This is a genomic window from Modicisalibacter coralii, from assembly GCF_004117855.1.
Lineage (GTDB): Bacteria > Pseudomonadota > Gammaproteobacteria > Pseudomonadales > Halomonadaceae > Modicisalibacter > Modicisalibacter coralii.
Genome location: NZ_QWBW01000025.1, coordinates 42131 through 62055, shown reverse-complemented (window position 1 = coordinate 62055; position 19925 = coordinate 42131). Strand labels below are relative to the sequence as shown.

Sequence of the window (19925 nt, the reverse complement as noted above, 5' to 3'; positions counted from 1 at the left end):
TCGAAAGGCGCAAGACTAGCAGGCCCGCCCCCGGCGGCCAATGCACCTGGACGTGTCGTCGTCGCCCGTTGAAAGCCCGCCGACCTGCCCGCATCTATGGCCCAACGCTCGTTGTCGACAAGGATTTCCGTCTATGTCCCGCAATCCCCTGCTCGAACCCCATGCCCTGCCCCCCTTCGCCGAGATCCAGCCCGAACACGTGGTCCCGGCGATCGAGCAGATCCTCGACGAAAACCGCGCCGAGATCGAACGCATCGCCGAGCGCGCCGCCGACGGCACGCCGACCTGGGCATCGCTCGCCCTGCCGCTGGAAGAGCTCAACGACCGCCTCTCGCAGGCCTGGTCACCGGTCTCCCACCTGAACGGCACCATGAACAACCCGGCGCTGCGCGACGCCTACCAGGCCTGCCTGGCCAAGCTCTCCGAATACGGCACCTGGCTGGGCCAGCACGAGGGCCTGTTCCGCGCCTACCAGGCACTCAAGGACTCGCCGGAATACGCCGAGCTCGACGCCGCCCAGCAGCGCTCGATCGACAACACCCTGCGTGACTTCCGGCTCGCCGGCGTCGACCTGCCGGCCGATGCCAAGCGTCGCTACGGCGAGATCATGGCGCGGCTCTCCGAGCTGACCAACACCTTCTCCAATCAGGTGCTCGATGCCACCCAGGCCTGGCACAAGGACGTCACCGACGAGGCCGCCCTCGACGGCCTGCCGCAGAGCGCGCTGGACACCCTCGCGGCCAACGCCGAGGCCAAGGGCGTCGAAGGCTACCGGATCACCCTCGACTTCCCCAGCTTCTTCCCGGTGATCACCTACGCGGCCGACCGCGAGCTGCGCCGCGAGGTCTACACCGCCTTCGTCACCCGCGCCTCCGAACACGGCCCCAACGCCGGCGAGTTCGACAACGCGCCGGTCATGGAAGAGATCCTCGCCCTGCGTCAGGAACTGGCCCGGCTGCTCGGCTTCGACACCTACGCCGACTTCTCGCTGGCCACCAAGATGGCCGACACCCCCGATCAGGTGCTCGGCTTCCTGGGCGATCTCGCCGAGCGCGCGCACCCGCAGGCGCAGGAGGAGTTCAACGAGCTCGAGGCCTTCGCCAAGGAATCGCTCGGCCTCGAGCATCTCGAGCCCTGGGACGTCGGCTACGCCAGCGAGAAGCTTCGCGAGTCGCGCTACGCGATCTCCCAGGAGCAGCTGCGCCCCTACTTCCCGGTGCCCCAGGTGATCGACGGGTTGTTCAAGGTCACCGAGCGCCTCTACGGCGTGCAGTTCGTCGAGAACGACCAGGCCCCGCGCTACCATGACGACGTGCGCTACTTCGAGATCCGCGACGGCGAGACGCCGATCGCCGGCTTCTATCTCGACCTCTACGCCCGCGAGGGCAAGCGCGGCGGCGCCTGGATGGACGAGTGCCGGGTGCGGCGCCAGCGCGAGGACGGCAGCCTGCAGCTGCCGGTGGCCTACCTGACCTGCAACTTCACCCGCCCGGTGGGCGGCAAGCCGGCGCTGCTCACCCACGACGAGGTGACCACGCTGTTCCACGAGTTCGGTCACGGCCTGCATCACATGCTGACCCGCCAGACCGTCGCCGACGTTTCCGGCATCAACGGCGTGGCCTGGGACGCCGTCGAACTGCCCAGCCAGTTCATGGAGAACTTCTGCTGGGAGCGCGAGGGGCTGGACATGATCGCCGCCCACGTCGACACCGGCGAGCGCCTGCCCGACGACCTGCTCGGCAAGCTGCAGGCGGCGCGCAACTTCCAGTCGGCGATGGGCATGCTGCGCCAGCTCGAGTTCTCGCTGTTCGACTTCCGCCTGCACCACGAACTGGAATCCCCCTCGGCGGCCGACATCCAGGCGCTGCTCGACGCGGTGCGCGACCGCTACTCGGTGGTCCCGCGGGCCGACTTCAACCGCTTCCAGAACAGCTTCGGCCACATCTTCGCCGGCGGCTACGCGGCGGGCTACTACAGCTACAAGTGGGCGGAAGTGCTCTCGGCGGACGCCTACAGTGCCTTCGAGGAAGCCGGTGTGTTCGACCCCGAGACCGGCCGGCGCTTCCGCCGGGAGATCCTCGAGCAGGGCGGCTCGCGCGACGCCGCCGAGCTGTTCAAGGCGTTCCGCGGCCGCGACCCCAGCGTCGAGCCGCTGCTGCGCCACAGCGGCATCCGCGCCGCCTGAACCGGCGTCATTCATCCAGCCGCCGCGCCCTGCGAGGCGCGGCGACGTCATAGAGGAGGCCTCATGGCCGTTCAGAAACGCTTCATCGCCGGTGCCATCTGCCCGCGCTGCGCCGCCATGGACCGGGTCCGCACCTGGGAGCAGAACGGCATCCGCTATCGGGATTGCGTGGCCTGCGATTTCTTCGAGCAGCTGCCGATCGAGGAGCAGGACGCCCCGGAACTCAGCACCCGCGTCAACCAGCCGCGCGAGGAGGAGCACGACAACAGCGTGCAGCCGGTGCGCATCCTCGACCCCAAGAGCTGAATCCCCCCGCGAATCGATTCCACAGCAACGTCAAGCGGCCGGGCAATGCCCGGCCGCTGCGTCTCCGTTCGTGGGTCGTTGCGGTGCGCGAGACGCTGACTTACTGCGTCGTCTCGATCACCCCGCAGGCGACCCGCGCGCCGCCACCGCCGAGATGCGGATCGTCGCTGTAATTGTCGCCGCCGGCATGGATCACCAGCGCATGACCCGCCAGGTCGTCCATGGTCAGCCGCGGCGCCAGTACCGGCGTCGTCGAGGTGCCCTGGGCATCGACCGTGAGCAACGGCAGGTCACCCAGATGGCCTTCGCCGTAGGGCCCCTGGTGGGTGCCGGTCTCCTCGGGATCGAAATGCCCGCCCGCTGCTGCCGCGGCAACGGTCTCGCCATCCTTCTCGGCCGGTTCGCAGCTCGGGTTCTGGTGCAGGTGGAAGCCGTGCATGCCAGTTTCCAGCCCCTTCAGGTCGGGCGTGAACTCGACGCCCCACGGGGTCTTCTCGGCGGTGATGGTACCGATCGACTCGCCGACCCCGTCGGCCGAGACCGCATGCATCTCGACGGTGGTCGCGGCATGGGCCCCGGTCGTGGTCAGCGCGGCGAGCCCCAGGCCCAGCATCCATTGCGACAAACGCATGTCTCCCTCCTTCCCGGTTCGTGATCGCGTGTGCGATCTCAGGCTAGTCGACACACCGACGGCTGACCACCCGCGGCAGGCCGCCAAGGGGGCCGCGGTAGAGAGGTAAGCAATGTTTATATTTTTCTGCCATTTATTTAATTGATGACATAACTTTTCGGCGATAGCGTTGATCCGTCCTCTCCACACAACACAACCAAGGACCCACCCATGCCCCTGATCAATGCCCGCCTGACCCTGGCCATCGTCGCCCTGAGCGCCAGCGGTGTCCTGCAGGCCGCCGACTACCCGCAGAAGAACGTCAATTACGTCGTGCCCTTCGCCTCCGGCGGCGCCGTCGACGTCACCGGCCGGCTGATCGCCGACAACGCGCCCGAGGCGTTCGACGGGCACAAGTTCGTGGTCAAGAACATGCCCGGCGGCGGCGCCGTGATCGGCCAGACGTATGTCAGCTCGGCCCCCGCGGACGGCTATACCCTGCTGGCCATGACCTCGTCGATCATCAACAACTCCCTGACCAAGCCGGTCAGCTATTCGGTCGACAGCTTCACGCCCCTGGCCCTCTACAACCTCGACCCCGAGGTGATCGTCACCGCCGCGGACAGCGAATTGAGCGACCTGAAGCACTTCCTGGACGCCGCCGCCGACGGGGGCGTCAGCGTCGCCACGCCGGGCAACGGCACCTCGCACCACATCGCGGCCCTGGCACTGGCCCAGCAGGAGGGGCTCGAATTCCGCTTCGTGCACAACGCCAGCGCCGCCATGCAGCTGCAGCAACTGATGGGCGGTCACGTCCAGGTCAGTTTCATGTCGCTGGGCGAAGCCGTCGGCCCCGCCCAGGACGGCAACATCACCATCCTCGCCGTGATGGACGGCCAGCGCAGCGATCTCGCCCCCGACGTGCCGACCTACCAGGAAGCGACCGGCGACGACTTCCAGTGGGGCACCTTCCGCGGCATCGCCGCCCCGGCGGGCCTGCCCGACGATGTCGAAGCCGAACTGGAGTCACGGTTGCAGCAGGTGCTGACCTCGCCGACGTTCGTCGAGCGCATGAACGACGCCGGTTACAAGGTCGACTATCGCGATGGCGAGGCATTCAGCCGCTATCTCGACACCACCGCCCAGAAGATGCAGAAAGTGCTGCCCATGCTGGATACCCAGTCATGATCCGCCAACGCCTCTCCCCCCTGTCCGGCCACTGGCTGGACAGGGTGTTGTCGGCACTCTGCCTGGCCCTGGCGATCGGCGTGCTGACGCTGGCCGACGACTATCCGGCCTCGGCCGCCGCCGTGCCGCTGATCCTGGGCTGGCTGCTGATCCCCTGCGCGATCGGGCTGTGGTTGTTCCCCGGCCACCCCAGCGACACCCGGGGCATCGTCGCCACGCGGCTGCTGCGGGGCGCGGCGATACTCGCGCTGGCCTGCTGGCTGTTCACCGCCGTGGGCGCCGATGCGGGCCTGTGGGCGCTGTTCTTCGGCTGCGCCTGGCTCATGGGTCAATCGCCGAACGCCAAGCTCGCCCTGGTGGCACTGCTGTTCACCCTCGGGCTGGGCGTTCTCTTCGGCAGCCTGCTCGGCGTTCCCCTGACCGGGCCGGTCTTCGGTCTCTTCCTCGACTGACCCGGGCCGACCGTCCCCAACGAGAACCGACTCCATGGATTATGCTGCCCTGTTGCAAGCGGGCCTTCACGCCATCAGCCTGTGGCCGCTGCTGAGTCTGCTGGCCGGCGTCACGCTCGGCCTGATCGTCGGCTCCATCCCCGGCCTCAACGACACCATCACCCTGGCCGTGCTGGTGCCGGTCACCTTCGCCATGCCCTCCGACATCGCCTTCCCGCTGCTGGTGGGCGTGTACTGCTCGGCCTGCTTCGGCGGCGCCTTCCCGGCCATCCTGCTGAAGATCCCCGGCACCGCCTCCTCGGTGCTGACCGCCATCGACGGCTATGCCATGACCCAACGGGGCGAGGCCGGCCGAGCGCTGGGTATCGCCACCTACAGCTCGGCGTTCGCCGGGGTGATCTCGGCGTTGATCCTGCTGTTCTTCGCCCCGCTGCTGGCCCGCTATGCCCTGCAGTTCGGGCCGGCCGAATACTTCTCGCTGAGCGTGCTGGGGCTTTCCACGGTGATCGGCATGGGCGCCGGCAACGCCATGAAGAGCGCGCTGTCGTGCCTGCTCGGTCTGCTGGTGGCGATGATCGGCATGAGTCCCGAATCCGGCTTTCCGCGCTTCACGTTCGGCAATTTCTGGCTCTTCGAGGGTCTGCCGCTGACGCCGATCCTGATCGGCCTGTTCGGCCTGAGTGTGGTCATCGAGATGCTCATCGCCAAGCCGGGCGACGAGGTCGCGAGTGCGTCCCGGCAGAGCCCGATCCGCTTCACCGACATGCTGCTGCCCTGGGGCCTGATACGCCGGCTGCTGCCGACCTGGCTGAGCGCGACGACCCTCGGCAACCTGGTGGGCATCCTGCCCGGAGCGGGCATGCTGGTCGCGATCTACATGGCCTACGAGCGCGTCCGCCGGCGCTTCGGCGAGCGCTGCGGCCAGGGGCTCCCGGAAGGTATCGCCGCGCCGGAGGCGGCCAACAACTCGGTGGTCTCGAGTTCGATGGTCCCGCTGCTGTCGCTGGGCATCCCCGGCAACTCGACCTCGGCACTGTTCCTCGGCGCCCTGTTGATCCAGGGCCTGCGACCGGGCCCCGGCCTGTTCAGCAACAGCCCCGACGTCGCCTACCTGATCGTGATCTGTTTCGTGATCGCCAATCTGCTGATGTTCCCCGTGGGCCTGCTGCTGGCGCGCATCGTGCCCAACCTGATCCGCGCCGTTCCCCAGCCGTTGCTGACCGCGGCGATCGCCGGGCTGTGCTTCACCGGCGCCTTCGCCATCGGCAACAGCGTCTTCGGCATCCTGGTCGCCCTGGCCTTCGGCGTCATCGGCTTCGGCTTCAACCGCATGCAGGTGCCATTGTCGCCGTTCATCCTCGCCCTGGTGCTCGCGCCGGTGATCGAGCGCGCCTTCTTCCAGAGCATGTCGTTGTCGCAGGGCTCGCCGAGCTATTTCTTCACCCAGCCGCTGAGCGCGACGATGCTGCTGTTCACGCTGGGATTTCTGCTCTGGCCGCTCGGCAAGCGCTATGTGCTGCAGCGCCGCACCGCCAGGGGCTAGGCCCCCGGCTCGGGCTCCTGGGTCGACGAGGCACGCCCGCCGACCTGGCTGGCGAGTAGCTGGTAGAGCTTGCTGGCCGCCTCGCTGGGGTTGTCGTCGCGCAGGTAGAGGTAGAAGTTGATGTCCGGCAGCGCCGGCAACCCCTGGCGCTCCCCCAGCACGCGAAACTCGGGCGTGACCATCTCGATGCTGCGCGCCGTGATGCCCAGCCCGGCGCGCACCGCCGCCTTGATGCCCGCCAGATTGGGGGCGACATAGCTTTCCTTGTAATCGCAGCCCTGGCGATCCAGGGCCTCCAGGGCGAGGCGCCGGAAGATGCTGGGCTCGTCGGCCAGCACCAGCGGCAGCGAGCCGGCGGTATCGAGCCGGTAGTCGCTGGCGGCGATCCACACCACCGGCGAGCTACGCAGCAGCAGGTGCGGATACCCCGCCACCGCCCGAGTGGAGATGGTCAGGTCCAGCTCGCCGGCGAACAGCATGTCCATCAGGTCGGGACTGCGGCCGACGTGAATCGCCATCGACAGGCGGGGGTTGGCCCGCGCGAAACGCTGCAGGATGTTGGGTAGCACCGTATCGGCGATGTCGGCCGGCGCGCCGATGCGCACCGGCCCGCTGAGTTCCTGATCGTGCAGGGTCGCCCACAGCTCGTCGTGCAGGGCCAGCAGCCGGCGGGCATACTCGGCCAGCCGGATGCCCGCCGGCGTCAACTGCTTCTGACGGCCGCGCTTGACGAACAACGCCACCTGCAGCTCGCTTTCCAGGCGGCCCATCTGCTGGCTGATGGCCGGTTGCGACTTGTGCACCTTGAGCGCAGCCTTGGCGAAGTTCGCCTCGTCGCAGATCGCCACGAAGGTGCGCAGCAGCGAGAGATCCAGGTGGCGCATATACTTAAACCCTGTTTATACATAGACGCCAAAAGCTTATTATAATTATAAAGTGTAGTGCAGTACCGTAGTGACGACTTCGCCAACTACGGAACTGCTCATGGAAACCGCTTCCGCCACTCGTCGGCAGGCCGTCGCCGAGACCCTGCGACACGTTCGCCAGACCATCGCCGACCGCCCCGTCGACCGCGCCACCCTGGACAGCGTCCTCGCCGCACTCAAGCAACTGGCCGCGCGCCACGAGCTATGGAACGAGGCCGACTACCCGCCGCCGGCCGCCGACGAGCACCAGGCCCGTTATCTGATCGATCAGGGCGACGACCAGAGCGTCGCGCTCTATCTCAACGTCATGCGTCCCGGCAAGCGCATTCCGCCCCACGACCACACCACCTGGGCCTGCATCGCCGCGGTCGAGGGCGAGGAGTGCAATACCCTGTATCGTCGGCTCGACGACGGCAGCCAGCCCGGCCGCGCACGACTGGAAGAAGCCGAGCGCCACATCGTCGGGCCCGGTAGCGGCATCGCGCTGCTCGGCGACGACATTCACTCGGTGCGCATCGACGGCGACCGGCCGATCCGCCACCTGCATCTCTACGGCCGTGCCCTCGAGACGCTCACCGGCCGCACCAGCTTCGACCTCGAGGCCGGAACCTGCCGGACCATGGACATCGGCGTGAAGACGCGCCGGGCGGAGGAACGCTGATGCACGCCATCTCGCCCGGGACGCTCAAGCGCCTGCTGGCCGACGACGGCCGGGAAATCGCCCTGCTCGATATCCGTGAATTCGGCGAATACGGCATGGGGCATCCCTTTCACGCCGTCAACCTGCCCTTCAGCCGGCTCGAGGCACTGGCCGGTGGTCTAGTACCGCGCCGCACCGCGCCGATCGTGGTACTGGACGATCATGGCGAGGGCCGAGGGCAACGGGCGGCCCAGTGTCTGGCCGACCTCGGCTATCGGGACGTGGCCTGGCTGGAAGGCGGCGCCCAGGGCTGGCAGGCGGCGGGTTACGGCCTGTTCGCCGGCGTCAACGTGGTCAGCAAGACGTTCGGCGAACTGGTCCACGAGCATTTCCACACCCCCGGGGTCGCGGCCGCCACGCTGGACGAGTGGCAGCGCACGGGCAAGCCGGTGCATGTCATCGACGGCCGGCCCGTCGCCGAATACCGCAAGATGAACATTCCCGCCAGCATCTGCTGTCCCAACGGCGAACTCGCCAAGCGCCTTCCCACCCTGCTCGCCGGTGATACCACCACCCCGGTGGTGATCAACTGCGCCGGGCGCACACGCAGCATCATCGGTGCCCAGACCCTGCGCTGGCTGGGCATCGAGAACCCGGTCTACGCCCTCGAGAACGGCACTCAGGGCTGGCGGCTGGCCGGGCTATCGCTCGAACACGACAGCCGGCGCGACTATCCCGCCGAGATCGCGGCCGGAACCGAGCTGGGCGCGGCCGCCCGCCGGCTCGCCGAATCCGGCGGGGCGCAGGCGATCGATGCCGCGACCCTGGATGCCTGGCTAGCCGACGAGACCCGCACCACCTATGTCTTCGATGTGCGCACCGCCGAGGAGCATCGCCGTGACGCCCCCGCCGGTGCGATCCACGCACCGGGCGGACAGCTGATCCAGGCCACCGACCACTGGGTCGGGGTCCAGCGTGCCCGCCTGGTGCTGCTCGACGACGACGAGTGCCGGGCGCCGGTGGTGGCACACTGGCTGGCCCTGATGGGCCAGGAGGTCGCCTGGCTGCGTGGCGGCAGCACGCACTGGCCGGCCCTGCAAAACCTCTCGCGACGCGGCGATGAAACCGCCCTGCCCATGCTACCGCCGGCGCTCGACCTCGCCGAGGCGCTGGACCCGGCCAGACTGTGTCTCGACGCGCGGCCCGGCATGCAGTATCGCGCCGGTCACCTGCCCGGGGCGCGCTGGGTCAACCGCGCGCTGCTCGACGAGCAACTCGCCGAGATCGACACCCGGCGCGACATCGTCCTCGTCGCCGATGCCGAACGCGCCACCTGCCTGGCCATCGAACTCGCCTGGCGCGGGATCACCCCCGTCGGCTGGCTGGCGCCGGCCCTCGACGACTGGCAAAGCTCCGGCGTCACGCTGGCACGCACCCCCGACGAACCCGACGACGCGCACTGTATCGACTTCCTGTTCTTCGTCCACGACCGCCACGATGGCAACCTGGAGGCCTCACGCCGTTATCTGGCCTGGGAGACCGGCCTGCTCGAGCGGCTCGACGCCCAGGAACGCGCCACCTTCACGATCTGAGTGCGCCAGCGAGGACTCCCATGAAGCTTACGACCGACCTGATTCATCTCGCGCGACCCGGACAACGGCCGGCACCGGTCAACCCGCCGGTGGTGCGCACCAGTACCGTGACCTTCTCGACGCTCGACGAGATGCGCGACACCAAGCAGCGGCGTGCCAACGGCGAGCGGCTGTTCAGCTACGGCCGTCGCGGCACGCCCACCACCCACGCCCTGGAAGACGCCATCTCGCGGCTCGAGAACGGCGAGCACACGCAACTGCTGCCCTCGGGGCTCGCCGCCATCAACCTGGTCTTCATGACCCTGTTGCAGCCCGGCGCCCATGTCGTCATCGCCGACAGCGTCTATCAGCCGGTTCGCCGCATCGTTGAAGGCTGGCTGCGCCCCTGGGGCATCGCCGTCGACTACTTCGACGGCACCCCCGAGCACCTGAGCACACGGCTGCGTGCCGAGACACGACTGATCTACACCGAGGTACCGGGCTCGCTGGTCTACGAAATGCAGGACCTGCCCGCACTGGCGGCGATGGCCGCCGAGCGCGACATCCCCCTTGCCGTCGACAACACCTGGTCCAGCGGACTCCTCATGCGGCCGCTGGAACATGGTGCCACGATCTCGCTGATGGCCTGTACCAAGTACGTGGTCGGTCACTCCGACGTGATGCTGGGCAGCGTCACCGCCAACGGCGAACTCGGCCGGCGCCTCGCCGAGATGGCCGCGACCCAGGGCCAGTGCATCGGTGGCGACGACGCCTACCTCGCGCTGCGCGGCGTGCGCACCCTCGCCTGTCGCATGGCGACCCATGCCGACAACGCGCGGCAACTGGGCGACTGGCTGTCGAGCCAGCCACACGTGGCACGCGTTCACCAACCCTCGCGCGCCGAGCACCCCGGTCACGGCCTGTGGCAACGCGACTTCGACGGCACCAACGGCCTGCTGACGGTGGAATTCACCGCCGAAACCCCGCCCTCAAGAGTGGACGCGCTGGTCGACAGTCTGACGCTGTTCGGCATCGGCTCCTCCTGGGGCGGCTTCGAAAGCCTGGCGCTGCCCTGCGACCTCGCCGCCGCACGCAGCCTCGACGACAGCTGGTCGCGACGCGGCCCCTGTCTACGCCTGCACGCCGGCCTGGAAGCCGTCGACGACCTGCGCACCGATCTCGCACGGGCCTGGACAAGGCTCGACGAGTGACCGCCGGAACGCACGCGCCCCCGCTCATGGCGGGGGCGCGGGTCGTTCAGCTCATCACGGGTCTCACGACAACAGGTTGGGCAGCCACAGCGAGATCGCCGGAATGTAGGTGATGGCTATCAGGAACGCCAGCAGCAGGCCCAGCCACGGCAGCGCCGCCTTGATCACCCAGCCGATCGAGCGCCCGGTGATCCCCGCCGTCACGAACAGGTTGAGCCCCACCGGCGGCGTGAGCATGCCGATCTCCATGTTGACCACCATGATGATGCCCAGGTGGATCGGATCGATGCCCAGCTGGGTGGCGATCGGGAACAGGATCGGCGCCATGATCAGCAGGATCGCCGACGGCTCCATGAAGTTGCCCGCCGCCAGCAGCAGCAGATTGACGACGATCAAAAAGCCCCAGGCCGGCAGCCCCCAGGAGACGATCGCCTCGGCGATGTGATGCGGGATCCGCTCGGTGGTCAGCACGTGGGCGAAGAGCATGGCGTTGGCGATGATGAACAGCAGCATCATCGATACCTTGGCACCGTCGAGCACCACCGCCCGGACCTCGCGATCGGCGAACGAACCGATCAGCGCCAGCGGTGGTTGCCACAGGCCGCGCAGCAAGGCCGCGCCCAGGCTTTCCTCGGGCCGTTTCCAGGGGATGCCCTTGAGCGGCCCCATGTCGCGATAGCCGATCACCGCCACCAGCCAGGCGTAGATCGCGGCGATCGCCGCCGCCTCGGTGGGGCTGGCCACGCCGCCGTAGATCGAGCCCAGCACCAGCACGATCAGCAGCAGCCCGGCCAGTGCCTTGCCCCCCGAACGCAGCAGTGCCCCGAACCCCGGGAACGGCAGCGCCGGCAGCTTCATGCGCCGCGCCGAGACGTAGATGGCGAGCATCAGGATACCGCCCATCATCAACCCGGGGATCAGCCCGGCCATGAACATCTTGGCCGCCGAGACCTCGGTGGCCGCCGAATAGACCAGCATGACGATCGACGGCGGAATCAGGATGCCCAGCGTCCCGGCGTTGGCGATCGCCCCGGCGGCATAGGATTCCGGGTAGCCCTGGCGGACCATGCCGGCGATGACGATCGAACCGATCGCCGCCACCGTGGCCGGCGACGAGCCGGACACCGCGGCGAACAACATGCACGCCATCACCGAGGCCATCGCCAGGCCGCCCTTGACGTGTCCCACCGAGTCGTTGGCGAAGTTGATCAGCCGCCGTGCCACCCCGCCCGTCGAGAGGAAGGCGCTCGACAGGATGAAGAACGGGATCGCCAGCAGCGTGTAGTGATGCGAGACCGACTCGAACAGCTTGATGGCGATCGAACCCAGCGAGTCGTTGGAAAACAGCAGAATCGTGGTCACGCTGGAAAAGCCCAGCGCGAAGGCGATCGGCATGCCCAGGAAGATGCCGACGAACAGCAGGATGAACAGGGTCGCGATGGTCACGAGCGGCCCTCCCTGTCGGAATCGGTGCCCGCGTCATGAGCCTCGACGTCGCGCTGCTCGGCGAGACGCAGGCTCTCCTCGCCCTCGTCGGAGAAGCCGAAGCCGTCGGCCTCGTTCTTGAGCACCCGCCAGCCGATCTCGAGGAAGCGCAGTACCAGCAGGCCCATGCCGATCGGCAGGATCAGCGTGGCCTGCCACTTGGGAATCGGAATGTCCTGCAGTTCGATACCGATCATCCGGGTCAGCGACAGGTACTGGTAGCTGCCGACCAGCAGCAGGCCGCAATAGGCCAGACAGATGGCCAGTGCCAGCAGCGTGGCGATACGCCGCCCGCCGCGCGGCAGTTTCTTGACCAGCACGTCGACGCCGATGTGGGCACCGTGCTTGACGCCCCATGACGCGCCGAACAGCACGAACCAGCCGGACAGATAGAGCGAGCCCTCCTGGGCCCAGCTAATGCCCTCGGCGAGCACGAAGCGATAGAACACCTCGACGCCCGCGAGCAGCACCATGGCCACCAGCAGCGCCGAGAAGATCGCCTCTTCCAGCTTGTTGAGCCAGCGAAAAATCATGGTCTTACCTCGAACGAAGACGGCGATGACGGGGCCGGGCCCGCCATCGCCTGACAGGGAGTCGTCGATCAGTTCTCGTTGGCGGCCTGGGCGGCGTCGATCACGTCCTGGCCGATCTCGTCGGAGAACTGGCTCCACACCGGCTTCATGGCATCGACCCACTGCTGACGCTGCTCGGGGGTCAGCTCGATGATCTCGGACTTGCCGGAATCGATGATCGCCTGCTTGGCGTCCTGGTTCTCCTGCGCGGCGATGTCGTTGCCGTAGGCGACCGCCTCGTCGAGCGCCTCCTTGACCACCGGACGCACGTCATCGGGCAGGCCGTTCCAGAAGCGCGCCGAGGAGACCACCATGTAGTCGAGCAGACCATGGTTGGACTCGGTGATGTAGGGCTGCACCTCGTAGAACTTCTGCGAGTAGATGTTGGAGTAGGTGTTCTCCTGGCCGTCGATGGCATCGGTCTGCAGCAGCATGAACACTTCGGAGAACGGCTTCTTCAGCGGCGCGGCGTCGACCGCCTCGAACTGCGCCTCGAGCACGTCGGAGGTCATGATGCGGAACTTCTTGCCGCCGGCATCGGCCGGCACGCGCAGCGGCTCGGACGCGGAAAGCTGTTTCAGGCCGTTATGCAGGTAGCCCAGGCCGATCAGCCCCTTGGGCTCCAGCGAGGTGAGCAGCTTCTGGCCGGTCTCGCTGTCCTGGAAGCGCTCGACGGCATCCATGTCCTCGAACAGGAACGGCAGATCGAAGACCTGGAGTTGCTTGGTGTACTTCTGGAACTTGGACAGCGCCGGGGCGGCCAGCTGGACGTCGCCGAGCAGCATCGCCTCGAGAACCTGGTCGTCGCCGTAGAGCTGCGAGTTGGGATAGACCTCGACGTCGACCTGATCGCCGACCGAACTCTCCTCGACCAGCTCCTTGAACTTCTCGGCCATCTGGCCCTTGGGCGTGTTCGGTGCCACCACGTGAGAGAACTTGATGGTGATCGGGTCGGCCAGGGCGCTGCCGGCCATCATCACACCGGCGGCGAGGGCTGTCAGAGAAGCGAGCTTGAGCGTGCGCATTTGTTGACTCCTTGCGGATCTTGTTGCGATTGGCGTGCCAGGTGCAGTCGCAGGCGACGGCACGGTCGCCCAATCCATGGCAAGGGCCGTGCCAGAAAATGAAAGCCACCGAAAAACAATGACTTGATGGAAATACCAGCGAGCCGCGGGGCAACCGCTCCGGGGAAAGCGTGCGGATAGGCACACAGCACCATCCGCGGCATGTGCGGATTCCCGCACACCCGCATCCCCCATCCCGACGACGGGAAATGCAGATTCTCTCGCCGCCCCCGCTTGAAAACGGAATCATTAGCACCAAGACTCTGGGGCAGGGACGCCAAGGAACCGCCGCGCTAGGGGCTGGCGACCGCCAGTTCGCTGCGCCGGATTCGCCGGCAAGGGGTGCTTTCGGCACCGTGAGGTGAACCAGCGGTGCTACGCTGTTAGCGGGTGCGAGGCAGCATGGCCCGAATGGCGGCCGATGACGATGAACGTTTCCCCGCGACTCTCAGCGAACCGTGTCGACGGCACTGCGCCGTCGTCACCGGATGGCTCGCCCGAGAGTGGCTCGACGGGGTCGAAATCGACGGCGCTGGAATGCGCCACTTTTCCATGACAATGGAGGGTATCCACCATGATTCATGAGTTTCCCGATCTGCCCTATGCCTATGACGCGCTGGAGCCGGTCATCGACGAGACGACCATGAAGGTCCACCACACCAAGCACCACCGGGCCTACTACGACAAGTTCGTCGATGCCATCAAGGGCACCGAGATGGAAGACCAGCCGCTGGAGACGATCTTCGCCAAGGTCTCCCAGCAGTCGGCCGCGGTGCGCAACCAGGGTGGCGGCTACTACAACCACACCCTGTACTGGAACGTCATGTCGCCCAACGGCGGCGGCGATCCGACCGGCGCCCTGGGCGAGGCGATCAAGGCCAAGTACGGCTCGGCCGACGAGTTCAAGAAGGCCTTCGCCGCCGCGGCCACCGGCCAGTTCGGTTCCGGCTTCGCCTGGCTGGTGGTCAAGCCCGACGGCGAGCTCGAGATCACCTCGACCGCCAACCAGGACAACCCGCTGATGGACGTCGCCAGCGTGCGCGGCACCCCGGTGCTGGGTTGCGACGTCTGGGAACACGCTTACTACCTGACCTACATGAACCGCCGTCCCGAGTACATCGAGAACTGGTGGAAAGTGGTCAACTGGGATTACGCCAACTCGCTCTACGAGCAGGCCAAGGCGGCATAAACCGCTGGCTTCGGTTGGTTGCCCCGCAACGCGAAAGGCCCCGCTCCGGCGGGGCCTTTTTCGTCATGACGGTAGAGGGTGTTTACAAATTAGGCGAGCAAAGGATGGTTCAGCGCAGGTTGTCGAGCACCCGCAGGGTCGCCGTCGACTGGTTGAGGGTGTAGAAGTGCAGGCCCGGGGCCCCGCCGTCGAGCAACCGCCGGCAGAGATTCGACACCACCTCCTCGCCGAATGCCTGGATGCTCTCGCTGTCGTCGCCGTAGGCCTCGAGCTGCTTGCGAACCCAGCGCGGAATATCGGCGCCGCAGGCATCCGAGAATCGCGCCAGCTTGGTGTAGTTGGTGATCGGCATGATCCCCGGCACGATCGGCTGCTCCACGCCCAGCGCGCGGGCACGGTCGACGAAATGGAAGTAGGCGTCGGCACTGAAGAAGTACTGGGTGATCGCCAGGTCGGCCCCGGCGCGCATCTTGCGGGCGAAGTTCTGCAGGTCGTGTTCGAAGCTCGGCGCCTGGGGATGCGCCTCGGGGTAGGCGGCCACCGCGATCTCGAAGTGATCGCCGGTCTCGGCGCGGATGAACTCGACCAGCTCGTTGGCGTAGCGCAGCTCGCCGATGCCGCCCATCCCCGACGGCAGGTCGCCGCGCAGCGCCACCAGGCTGTCGATGCCGTCCTCGCGGTAGTGCTCGAGCAGCTCGCGCATCTGGGCCTTCTCGCTCCCGATGCACGACAGGTGCGGCGCGGTGGTGATGCCGCACTCGCGCACCCGCTTGACCGTCTCGTGGGTACGCGCCTGGGTCGAGCCGCCGGCGCCGTAGGTCACCGAGAAGAAGCGCGGCTTGCGCTCGGCCAGGGCGTCGCGGGCGGCCATCAGCTTGTCCCGCCCGGCATCGGTGTTGGGAGGAAAGAATTCGAAACTGATGCCCAGCGGAGACTCGTGTGCACTCATTGCTCAACCCTTGATCGTGTCCGGCGTCGTCAGGGGGTCGCTGACGCCTCGCGGAGCGTCACGACCCTGGTGAATGCCCGCATTGTGCCCGCCTGCCGTCTTGAGAACCAATGAAAGTTTCCTCGCCGCTCCATGAGCGCCGGTCATGCACGTCCCGCCTGACGGGCCTCACGAACGCGCGGTAGCGTCGCTGCAATCGCCCCCCGTGAGGCACGCCTCGCCCTCGATCTGCAGGGTGGCATGGGTGATGCCGAAGCGCTCGTGAAGCAGCGCGTAGGCCCGCTCGAGCACCCGATCGTTGTCGCTCGCCGCATCGACCACCAGATGCAGGCTGAGCAGCGGGTCCTGCGGCGTCAGTCCCCACAGATGCAGATCGTGCACGTCGCGGACGCCCTCCACCGACGCCAGCGCCTCGTGGATCTCGGCGATCTCGACGCCATCGGGCGTCCCCTCGAGCAGGGTATGCGCACTGCGCCGGATGATCTTCCAGGCGCCGCGCAGGATCAGTACCGCGGCGAGCATCGAGAGCAGCGGGTCGGCGACGTTCCAGCCGGTGGCCATGATCACCAGCGAAGCGACGATCGCCGCCACCGAGCCGAGCAGGTCGCCGATCACGTGGAGTACCGCGCCGCGCAGATTGATGTTGTCCTGATCGCCCTGATGCAGGATCACGAACACCCCGATGTTCACCACCAGGCCGATCACCGCGATCACCATCATCGTGCCGGCCATGACCTCCACCGGGGCGTAGAGTCGCTTGATGGCGGCGATGACGATCCCCACGCCGATCGCCAGCAGCGCCAGGCCGTTGACGAAGGCCGCCAGCACCTGGAAGCGCTGGTAGCCGAAGGTGCGGCGCCGGTCCGGCGCGCGATGGCCCAGCCGGAAGGCGAACCAGGCCAGCGCCAGCGAGGCGGTATCGCTGACCATGTGACCGGCGTCGGCGAGCAGCGCCAGCGAGCCGGCCATCCAGCCACCGATCACCTCGGCGAGCATGAAACCGCCGGTGAGCAACATCGCCAGCATCACCCGGCGTTCGCTGTCGGCGGTCACCGTGGGGGCGTGGTGGTGATCATGATCGTGATCATGGCCGTGGTCGTGACCGTGCGAATGGCCATGATGATGAGAGGCGTGGTCGTGCGCCATGCCGGACTCCCGTTGGCGGATGTGCCCCGATTACCGCACCTGTAGCCACTACAGGGTCAAGCCTTGTCGGTGGACCGGCTCCCTCTCCTCGCGCCACTCAGGCGACCGCTGCCCACCAGCATGCCCAGCGTGATCAGCCCCGCAGCCAGCGCCAGCAGTGGCGTGGGGCGTGCATAACCGGCGAGGATCAGCACCAGCGTCGAGAGCAGTGGCGTGAAGTAGGCCAGCAGCCCCAGCAGACGCAGATCGCCATGCTTGACCCCCACGTCCCAGGTGAAGAAGGCGCTGCCCACCGGGCCCAGCCCCAGACCGATCACCCCCAGCCAGGCGACGCCCTGCGGCCAGCGCGCCGGCTCGAAGAGCAGATGACACAGCGCGGCCAGCACGGCCGTGACCAGGCAGAAGCCGCCCACCGCCGCCGTGGGCACCCCCTTGGCGGCCCGCGAGAGGACCGAATACCCGCTCCACAGCAGGGCGCAGGCGCACGCCGCCGCATAGCCCAGGGCACTGCCCGCGGCCGAAACGTCGCCGCCCACCAGCAGCCCCGCGCCGGCGAAGCCCAGCAAACCGCCGACCACGTGGATCGCCTTGAGCCGCTCGCCGGGCAGCAGCGCAACGAAAATCACGATCAGCAGCGGCCAGAGATAACTGATCAGCCCGGCATTGGCCGGCGGTGCGTTCTGCTGGGCGACGAAGTACAACGCGTGATAGCCGAACAGCCCGCCCACCCCCAGCGCCCAGACCCGCGGCGGCTGGCGCAGCGGCGCGATCGGCGACGCACCGCGCAGCCCCAGCCACACGACGAAGCAGACGAAGGCGATGGCGAAGGCCAGCGCGGTCAGCAGAAACGGCGGCACCGGCCCGGCGAGTTGCGTGAGGGTGGCGAGCAGCGCCCAGTTGAGTACCGTGGTGGCGCCGATCGCCGTGGCGCGAGAATCCGTCGAGTGGTCGCTCATGTCAGCCCCTGTGCAAGCGCCGGTGAAAAGCAGGGCGTCATTGTGGCCCCGGCCACCGCCCGCGGCTTGTCGATTCCTGACCTGCCATCCGTGGCCGCGAACAGGCATCATGAGGCTTTTTCCTGCGGAGCCGCCGATGAGCCACGATCTCTATCAACCGCTGTGGACGCTGCTGGCCTTCGTCGCCCTGGGCTGGCTGTGCGCCCGGCGGCTGGCCGTCGATCCGCGCCCGATCGCCACGCTGCTGATCTACGTGATCGCGCCGCTGACCTTCTTCCGTGGCCTGGTGCAGGGCCACCCCGGGCTCGACGACCTGGCCCTGACCGCGGCACTGTTCCTGCTCGCCAGCACCCTCGCCCTGCTCGTCGGGCAACTGGCGAAGCGCGTCTTCGCCCCGCCCGAGGCCGCGGTGCTGGCGTTCTCCGCGGGGACCGGCAACACCGGCTACTTCGGCCTGCCGCTGGCCATGGTGCTGCTGCCCCCGGAAGGCGTCGCCCAGTACCTGTTCTGCCTGCTGGGCATCACCCTCTACGAATTCACCGTGGGCTACTTCCTCAGTGCCCGCGGGCGCTTCTCGATGCGTGCCAGCCTCGCGCGCATCGTTCGCCTGCCGCTGATCTACGCCTTCGCCGCCGCCCTGGCGGTCAACGCCCTGGGGCTGACGCTGCCGGGCGCGCTGATGGACGGGCTCGACGACTTCACGTACTGCTACACCGTGCTGGGGATGATGATCATCGGCATGACACTGGGGCGGGTGACGCTGCGCGAGGTCGACGTGCGCTTCATCACCGCCTGCGTGCTGGCGCGTTTCGCCCTCTGGCCCCTGATCAGCCTGCTCGCGGTCTGGGCGCTGCAGGCGACCCTGGCGATCGATGCCACGCTGGCCACCGCCCTGCTGCTGATCGGCGTGGTGCCGATGGCGGCCAACGTGGTGGTCATCGCCATGGAGCTGGATACCCAGCCCGCCAAGGGCGCCATCGCCGTGATGCTCACCACACTGGCGGCACCGCTGGTGGTTCCCCCTTATCTGGGCGCGCTTCAGGCCCTGGCCGGGCTGGGCTAGTCCACAAGACGCTCGGGCAAGGCACGCCGCCATTCACCGGGCGGGCAGCCCAGATGACGGCGGAAGACCCGCGAGAAGTGCGCGGCATCGGCGAAGCCGCAGGCCAGGGCGATCTCGGTGAGCGAGGCGCGGGGGTCACGCAGCCGCGTCCGGGCAAGCGCGAGACGCTGTGCGGTCAGCCACACATGCGGCGGCCAGCCGGTCAGTGCGCGGAACTGGCGGGCGAACGCCGCCTCGGCGAGATGGCAGCGGGCGGCCATCTCGGCGACCCGCCAGGGATGGGCGAGGTCGGCGCGGATCGCCGGCAGCAGTTCCAGCAGCCGCAGCCGTGGCACCGCCACCGGGCGCGCGGCGGCGCTCGCCACCTCCCCGAGCCAGGCGGCCAGCACCGGCGGCGATGCGTGCTCCAGCCGGCGCCCCCGTGCGACGAGGGCATCGGGCAGGCGGCACGCCGGCCCCGCCAATGCCGCGTCCAGATCCAGCGCCCGGCACCAGTCGACCGGGAGATCGACCACTAGGATGCGATTGTCGGCCGGGGCCAGGTAGTGGTGGATATCGCCCGCGACGACCGGCGCCAGCACGCCGGGGGCGACGCGGGTGGCACGACCCGCAGCTTCCAGCTCGACGTGGCCGTCGAGGCCCAGCAGCAGTTGATGGAAAACGTGACGGTCGGTCCGCACGCGATCGGGATAATCGCGCACCTCGACCAGGGGCGACAGGCGATACGACATGGTTCCAGCGACCCGAAACGTGCGAGATCGCCAGTGTGCCACACCCGGTGTGGCATGGGCGCAGAGGGGCCTGCAAAATGTCTGCGAGCGGCGTTGACGTCGGCGTCGTGCGAGCCCGGTCGCGCCTTCGCTCGCCAT

General features: G+C 67.8%; 19 protein-coding genes. 10 read left to right on the top strand and 9 right to left on the bottom strand.

The window, feature by feature from the left end; genetic code table 11:
- The first annotated feature begins 133 nt into the window (after positions 1–133).
- The gene (prlC, locus tag D0901_RS14330; protein ID WP_129140983.1) at positions 134–2185 is read left to right on the top strand and encodes an oligopeptidase A; all 2052 of its coding nucleotides are present in this window, start codon (positions 134–136) and stop codon (positions 2183–2185) included.
- A 63-nt stretch (positions 2186–2248) separates the two neighbouring features.
- Positions 2249–2491 (top strand): YheV family putative zinc ribbon protein, encoded by a 243-nt coding sequence (locus D0901_RS14325; protein ID WP_129140982.1) that lies wholly within the window; start codon positions 2249–2251, stop codon positions 2489–2491.
- 100 nt (positions 2492–2591) lie between these two features.
- Here D0901_RS14325 and sodC read toward each other — a convergent pair whose 3' ends face one another.
- Positions 2592–3122 carry a superoxide dismutase family protein gene (gene sodC / locus D0901_RS14320; protein WP_129140981.1) on the bottom strand — a complete coding sequence of 177 codons (531 nt, stop codon included), beginning with the start codon at positions 3120–3122 and terminating at the stop codon, positions 2592–2594.
- Between the two features lie 210 nt (positions 3123–3332).
- Between sodC and D0901_RS14315 the strand changes: the two genes are divergently transcribed.
- The 3 genes from D0901_RS14315 to D0901_RS14305 are packed head-to-tail and all read left to right on the top strand — an operon-like array spanning position 3333 to position 6284.
- Entirely contained in the window at positions 3333–4289 is a 957-nt protein-coding gene (locus D0901_RS14315) for a Bug family tripartite tricarboxylate transporter substrate binding protein (protein WP_129140980.1), read from the top strand.
- Positions 4286–4741, top strand: a complete 456-nt coding sequence (locus D0901_RS14310; protein WP_129140979.1) for a hypothetical protein — start codon at positions 4286–4288, stop codon at positions 4739–4741. The genes D0901_RS14315 and D0901_RS14310 overlap by 4 nt, the downstream gene beginning before the upstream one ends.
- A 34-nt stretch (positions 4742–4775) precedes the next feature.
- A complete protein-coding gene (locus D0901_RS14305) occupies positions 4776–6284 on the top strand; it encodes a tripartite tricarboxylate transporter permease (RefSeq protein WP_129140978.1) in 1509 nt (502 codons plus the stop codon).
- Here D0901_RS14305 and D0901_RS14300 read toward each other — a convergent pair.
- Complete coding sequence (locus D0901_RS14300) at positions 6281–7168, bottom strand: LysR substrate-binding domain-containing protein (protein ID WP_129140977.1); 888 nt, start codon at positions 7166–7168, stop codon at positions 6281–6283. The genes D0901_RS14305 and D0901_RS14300 overlap by 4 nt on opposite strands.
- A 100-nt stretch (positions 7169–7268) precedes the next feature.
- Here D0901_RS14300 and D0901_RS14295 point away from each other — a divergent pair, with 100 nt between their 5' ends.
- The 3 genes from D0901_RS14295 to D0901_RS14285 are packed head-to-tail and all read left to right on the top strand — an operon-like array spanning position 7269 to position 10632.
- Entirely contained in the window at positions 7269–7871 is a 603-nt protein-coding gene (locus tag D0901_RS14295; RefSeq protein ID WP_129140976.1) for a cysteine dioxygenase family protein, read from the top strand.
- Positions 7871–9442 (top strand): rhodanese-like domain-containing protein, encoded by a 1572-nt coding sequence (locus D0901_RS14290; RefSeq protein ID WP_129140975.1) that lies wholly within the window; start codon positions 7871–7873, stop codon positions 9440–9442. Before D0901_RS14295 ends, D0901_RS14290 begins: the two co-directional genes overlap by 1 nt.
- Before the next feature lie 20 nt (positions 9443–9462).
- The gene (locus D0901_RS14285; protein WP_129140974.1) at positions 9463–10632 is read left to right on the top strand and encodes a trans-sulfuration enzyme family protein; all 1170 of its coding nucleotides are present in this window, start codon (positions 9463–9465) and stop codon (positions 10630–10632) included.
- Between the two features lie 63 nt (positions 10633–10695).
- Here the strand turns inward: D0901_RS14285 and D0901_RS14280 are convergent, their stop codons facing one another.
- The 3 genes from D0901_RS14280 to D0901_RS14270 form a co-directional block, all read right to left on the bottom strand.
- Positions 10696–12078, bottom strand: a complete 1383-nt coding sequence (locus D0901_RS14280; RefSeq protein ID WP_129140973.1) for a TRAP transporter large permease — start codon at positions 12076–12078, stop codon at positions 10696–10698.
- Positions 12075–12650, bottom strand: coding sequence for a TRAP transporter small permease (locus tag D0901_RS14275; RefSeq protein WP_203234880.1), 576 nt, complete (start codon positions 12648–12650; stop codon positions 12075–12077). Before D0901_RS14275 ends, D0901_RS14280 begins: the two co-directional genes overlap by 4 nt.
- Positions 12651–12718: 68 nt before the next feature.
- Positions 12719–13714: a TRAP transporter substrate-binding protein gene (locus D0901_RS14270; protein WP_129140972.1), complete on the bottom strand. Its 996-nt coding sequence runs from the start codon at positions 13712–13714 to the stop codon at positions 12719–12721.
- Between the two features lie 613 nt (positions 13715–14327).
- Here D0901_RS14270 and D0901_RS14265 point away from each other — a divergent pair.
- Positions 14328–14942 carry a superoxide dismutase gene (locus D0901_RS14265; protein ID WP_129140971.1) on the top strand — a complete coding sequence of 205 codons (615 nt, stop codon included), beginning with the start codon at positions 14328–14330 and terminating at the stop codon, positions 14940–14942.
- Positions 14943–15051: 109 nt separating this feature from the next.
- Here D0901_RS14265 and metF read toward each other — a convergent pair whose 3' ends face one another.
- The 3 genes from metF to yddG all read right to left on the bottom strand — a co-directional run bounded on the left by metF (position 15052) and on the right by yddG (position 17993).
- The gene (gene metF, locus D0901_RS14260) at positions 15052–15891 is read right to left on the bottom strand and encodes a methylenetetrahydrofolate reductase [NAD(P)H] (protein WP_129140970.1); all 840 of its coding nucleotides are present in this window, start codon (positions 15889–15891) and stop codon (positions 15052–15054) included.
- A gap of 168 nt (positions 15892–16059) precedes the next feature.
- Positions 16060–17037: a cation diffusion facilitator family transporter gene (locus D0901_RS14255; protein WP_129140969.1), complete on the bottom strand. Its 978-nt coding sequence runs from the start codon at positions 17035–17037 to the stop codon at positions 16060–16062.
- A gap of 56 nt (positions 17038–17093) precedes the next feature.
- Entirely contained in the window at positions 17094–17993 is a 900-nt protein-coding gene (gene yddG / locus D0901_RS14250; protein ID WP_129140968.1) for an aromatic amino acid exporter YddG, read from the bottom strand.
- Positions 17994–18129: 136 nt separating this feature from the next.
- Here yddG and D0901_RS14245 point away from each other — a divergent pair, with 136 nt between their 5' ends.
- Positions 18130–19056, top strand: coding sequence for an AEC family transporter (locus D0901_RS14245; protein ID WP_129140967.1), 927 nt, complete (start codon positions 18130–18132; stop codon positions 19054–19056).
- On the opposite strand, the gene D0901_RS14240 is transcribed toward D0901_RS14245, so the two are convergent.
- On the bottom strand, positions 19053–19787 hold the full coding sequence (locus D0901_RS14240; RefSeq protein WP_129140966.1) for a helix-turn-helix transcriptional regulator: 735 nt from the start codon (positions 19785–19787) through the stop codon (positions 19053–19055). The genes D0901_RS14245 and D0901_RS14240 overlap by 4 nt on opposite strands.
- Positions 19788–19925: the final 138 nt, after the last annotated feature.

Excerpts from the sequence above, each read along its gene's own strand:
- prlC (WP_129140983.1), top strand. The coding sequence starts at position 134 with ATGTCCCGCAATCCCCTGCTCGAACCCCATGCCCTGCCCCCCTTCGCC.
- D0901_RS14325 (WP_129140982.1), top strand. The coding sequence starts at position 2,249 with ATGGCCGTTCAGAAACGCTTCATCGCCGGTGCCATCTGCCCGCGCTGC.
- sodC (WP_129140981.1), bottom strand. The coding sequence starts at position 3,122 with ATGCGTTTGTCGCAATGGATGCTGGGCCTGGGGCTCGCCGCGCTGACC.
- D0901_RS14315 (WP_129140980.1), top strand. The coding sequence starts at position 3,333 with ATGCCCCTGATCAATGCCCGCCTGACCCTGGCCATCGTCGCCCTGAGC.
- D0901_RS14310 (WP_129140979.1), top strand. The coding sequence starts at position 4,286 with ATGATCCGCCAACGCCTCTCCCCCCTGTCCGGCCACTGGCTGGACAGG.
- D0901_RS14305 (WP_129140978.1), top strand. The coding sequence starts at position 4,776 with ATGGATTATGCTGCCCTGTTGCAAGCGGGCCTTCACGCCATCAGCCTG.
- D0901_RS14300 (WP_129140977.1), bottom strand. The coding sequence starts at position 7,168 with ATGCGCCACCTGGATCTCTCGCTGCTGCGCACCTTCGTGGCGATCTGC.
- D0901_RS14295 (WP_129140976.1), top strand. The coding sequence starts at position 7,269 with ATGGAAACCGCTTCCGCCACTCGTCGGCAGGCCGTCGCCGAGACCCTG.
- D0901_RS14290 (WP_129140975.1), top strand. The coding sequence starts at position 7,871 with ATGCACGCCATCTCGCCCGGGACGCTCAAGCGCCTGCTGGCCGACGAC.
- D0901_RS14285 (WP_129140974.1), top strand. The coding sequence starts at position 9,463 with ATGAAGCTTACGACCGACCTGATTCATCTCGCGCGACCCGGACAACGG.
- D0901_RS14275 (WP_203234880.1), bottom strand. The coding sequence starts at position 12,650 with ATGATTTTTCGCTGGCTCAACAAGCTGGAAGAGGCGATCTTCTCGGCG.
- D0901_RS14270 (WP_129140972.1), bottom strand. The coding sequence starts at position 13,714 with ATGCGCACGCTCAAGCTCGCTTCTCTGACAGCCCTCGCCGCCGGTGTG.
- D0901_RS14265 (WP_129140971.1), top strand. The coding sequence starts at position 14,328 with ATGATTCATGAGTTTCCCGATCTGCCCTATGCCTATGACGCGCTGGAG.
- metF (WP_129140970.1), bottom strand. The coding sequence starts at position 15,891 with ATGAGTGCACACGAGTCTCCGCTGGGCATCAGTTTCGAATTCTTTCCT.
- D0901_RS14255 (WP_129140969.1), bottom strand. The coding sequence starts at position 17,037 with ATGGCGCACGACCACGCCTCTCATCATCATGGCCATTCGCACGGTCAC.
- yddG (WP_129140968.1), bottom strand. The coding sequence starts at position 17,993 with ATGAGCGACCACTCGACGGATTCTCGCGCCACGGCGATCGGCGCCACC.
- D0901_RS14245 (WP_129140967.1), top strand. The coding sequence starts at position 18,130 with ATGAGCCACGATCTCTATCAACCGCTGTGGACGCTGCTGGCCTTCGTC.
- D0901_RS14240 (WP_129140966.1), bottom strand. The coding sequence starts at position 19,787 with ATGTCGTATCGCCTGTCGCCCCTGGTCGAGGTGCGCGATTATCCCGAT.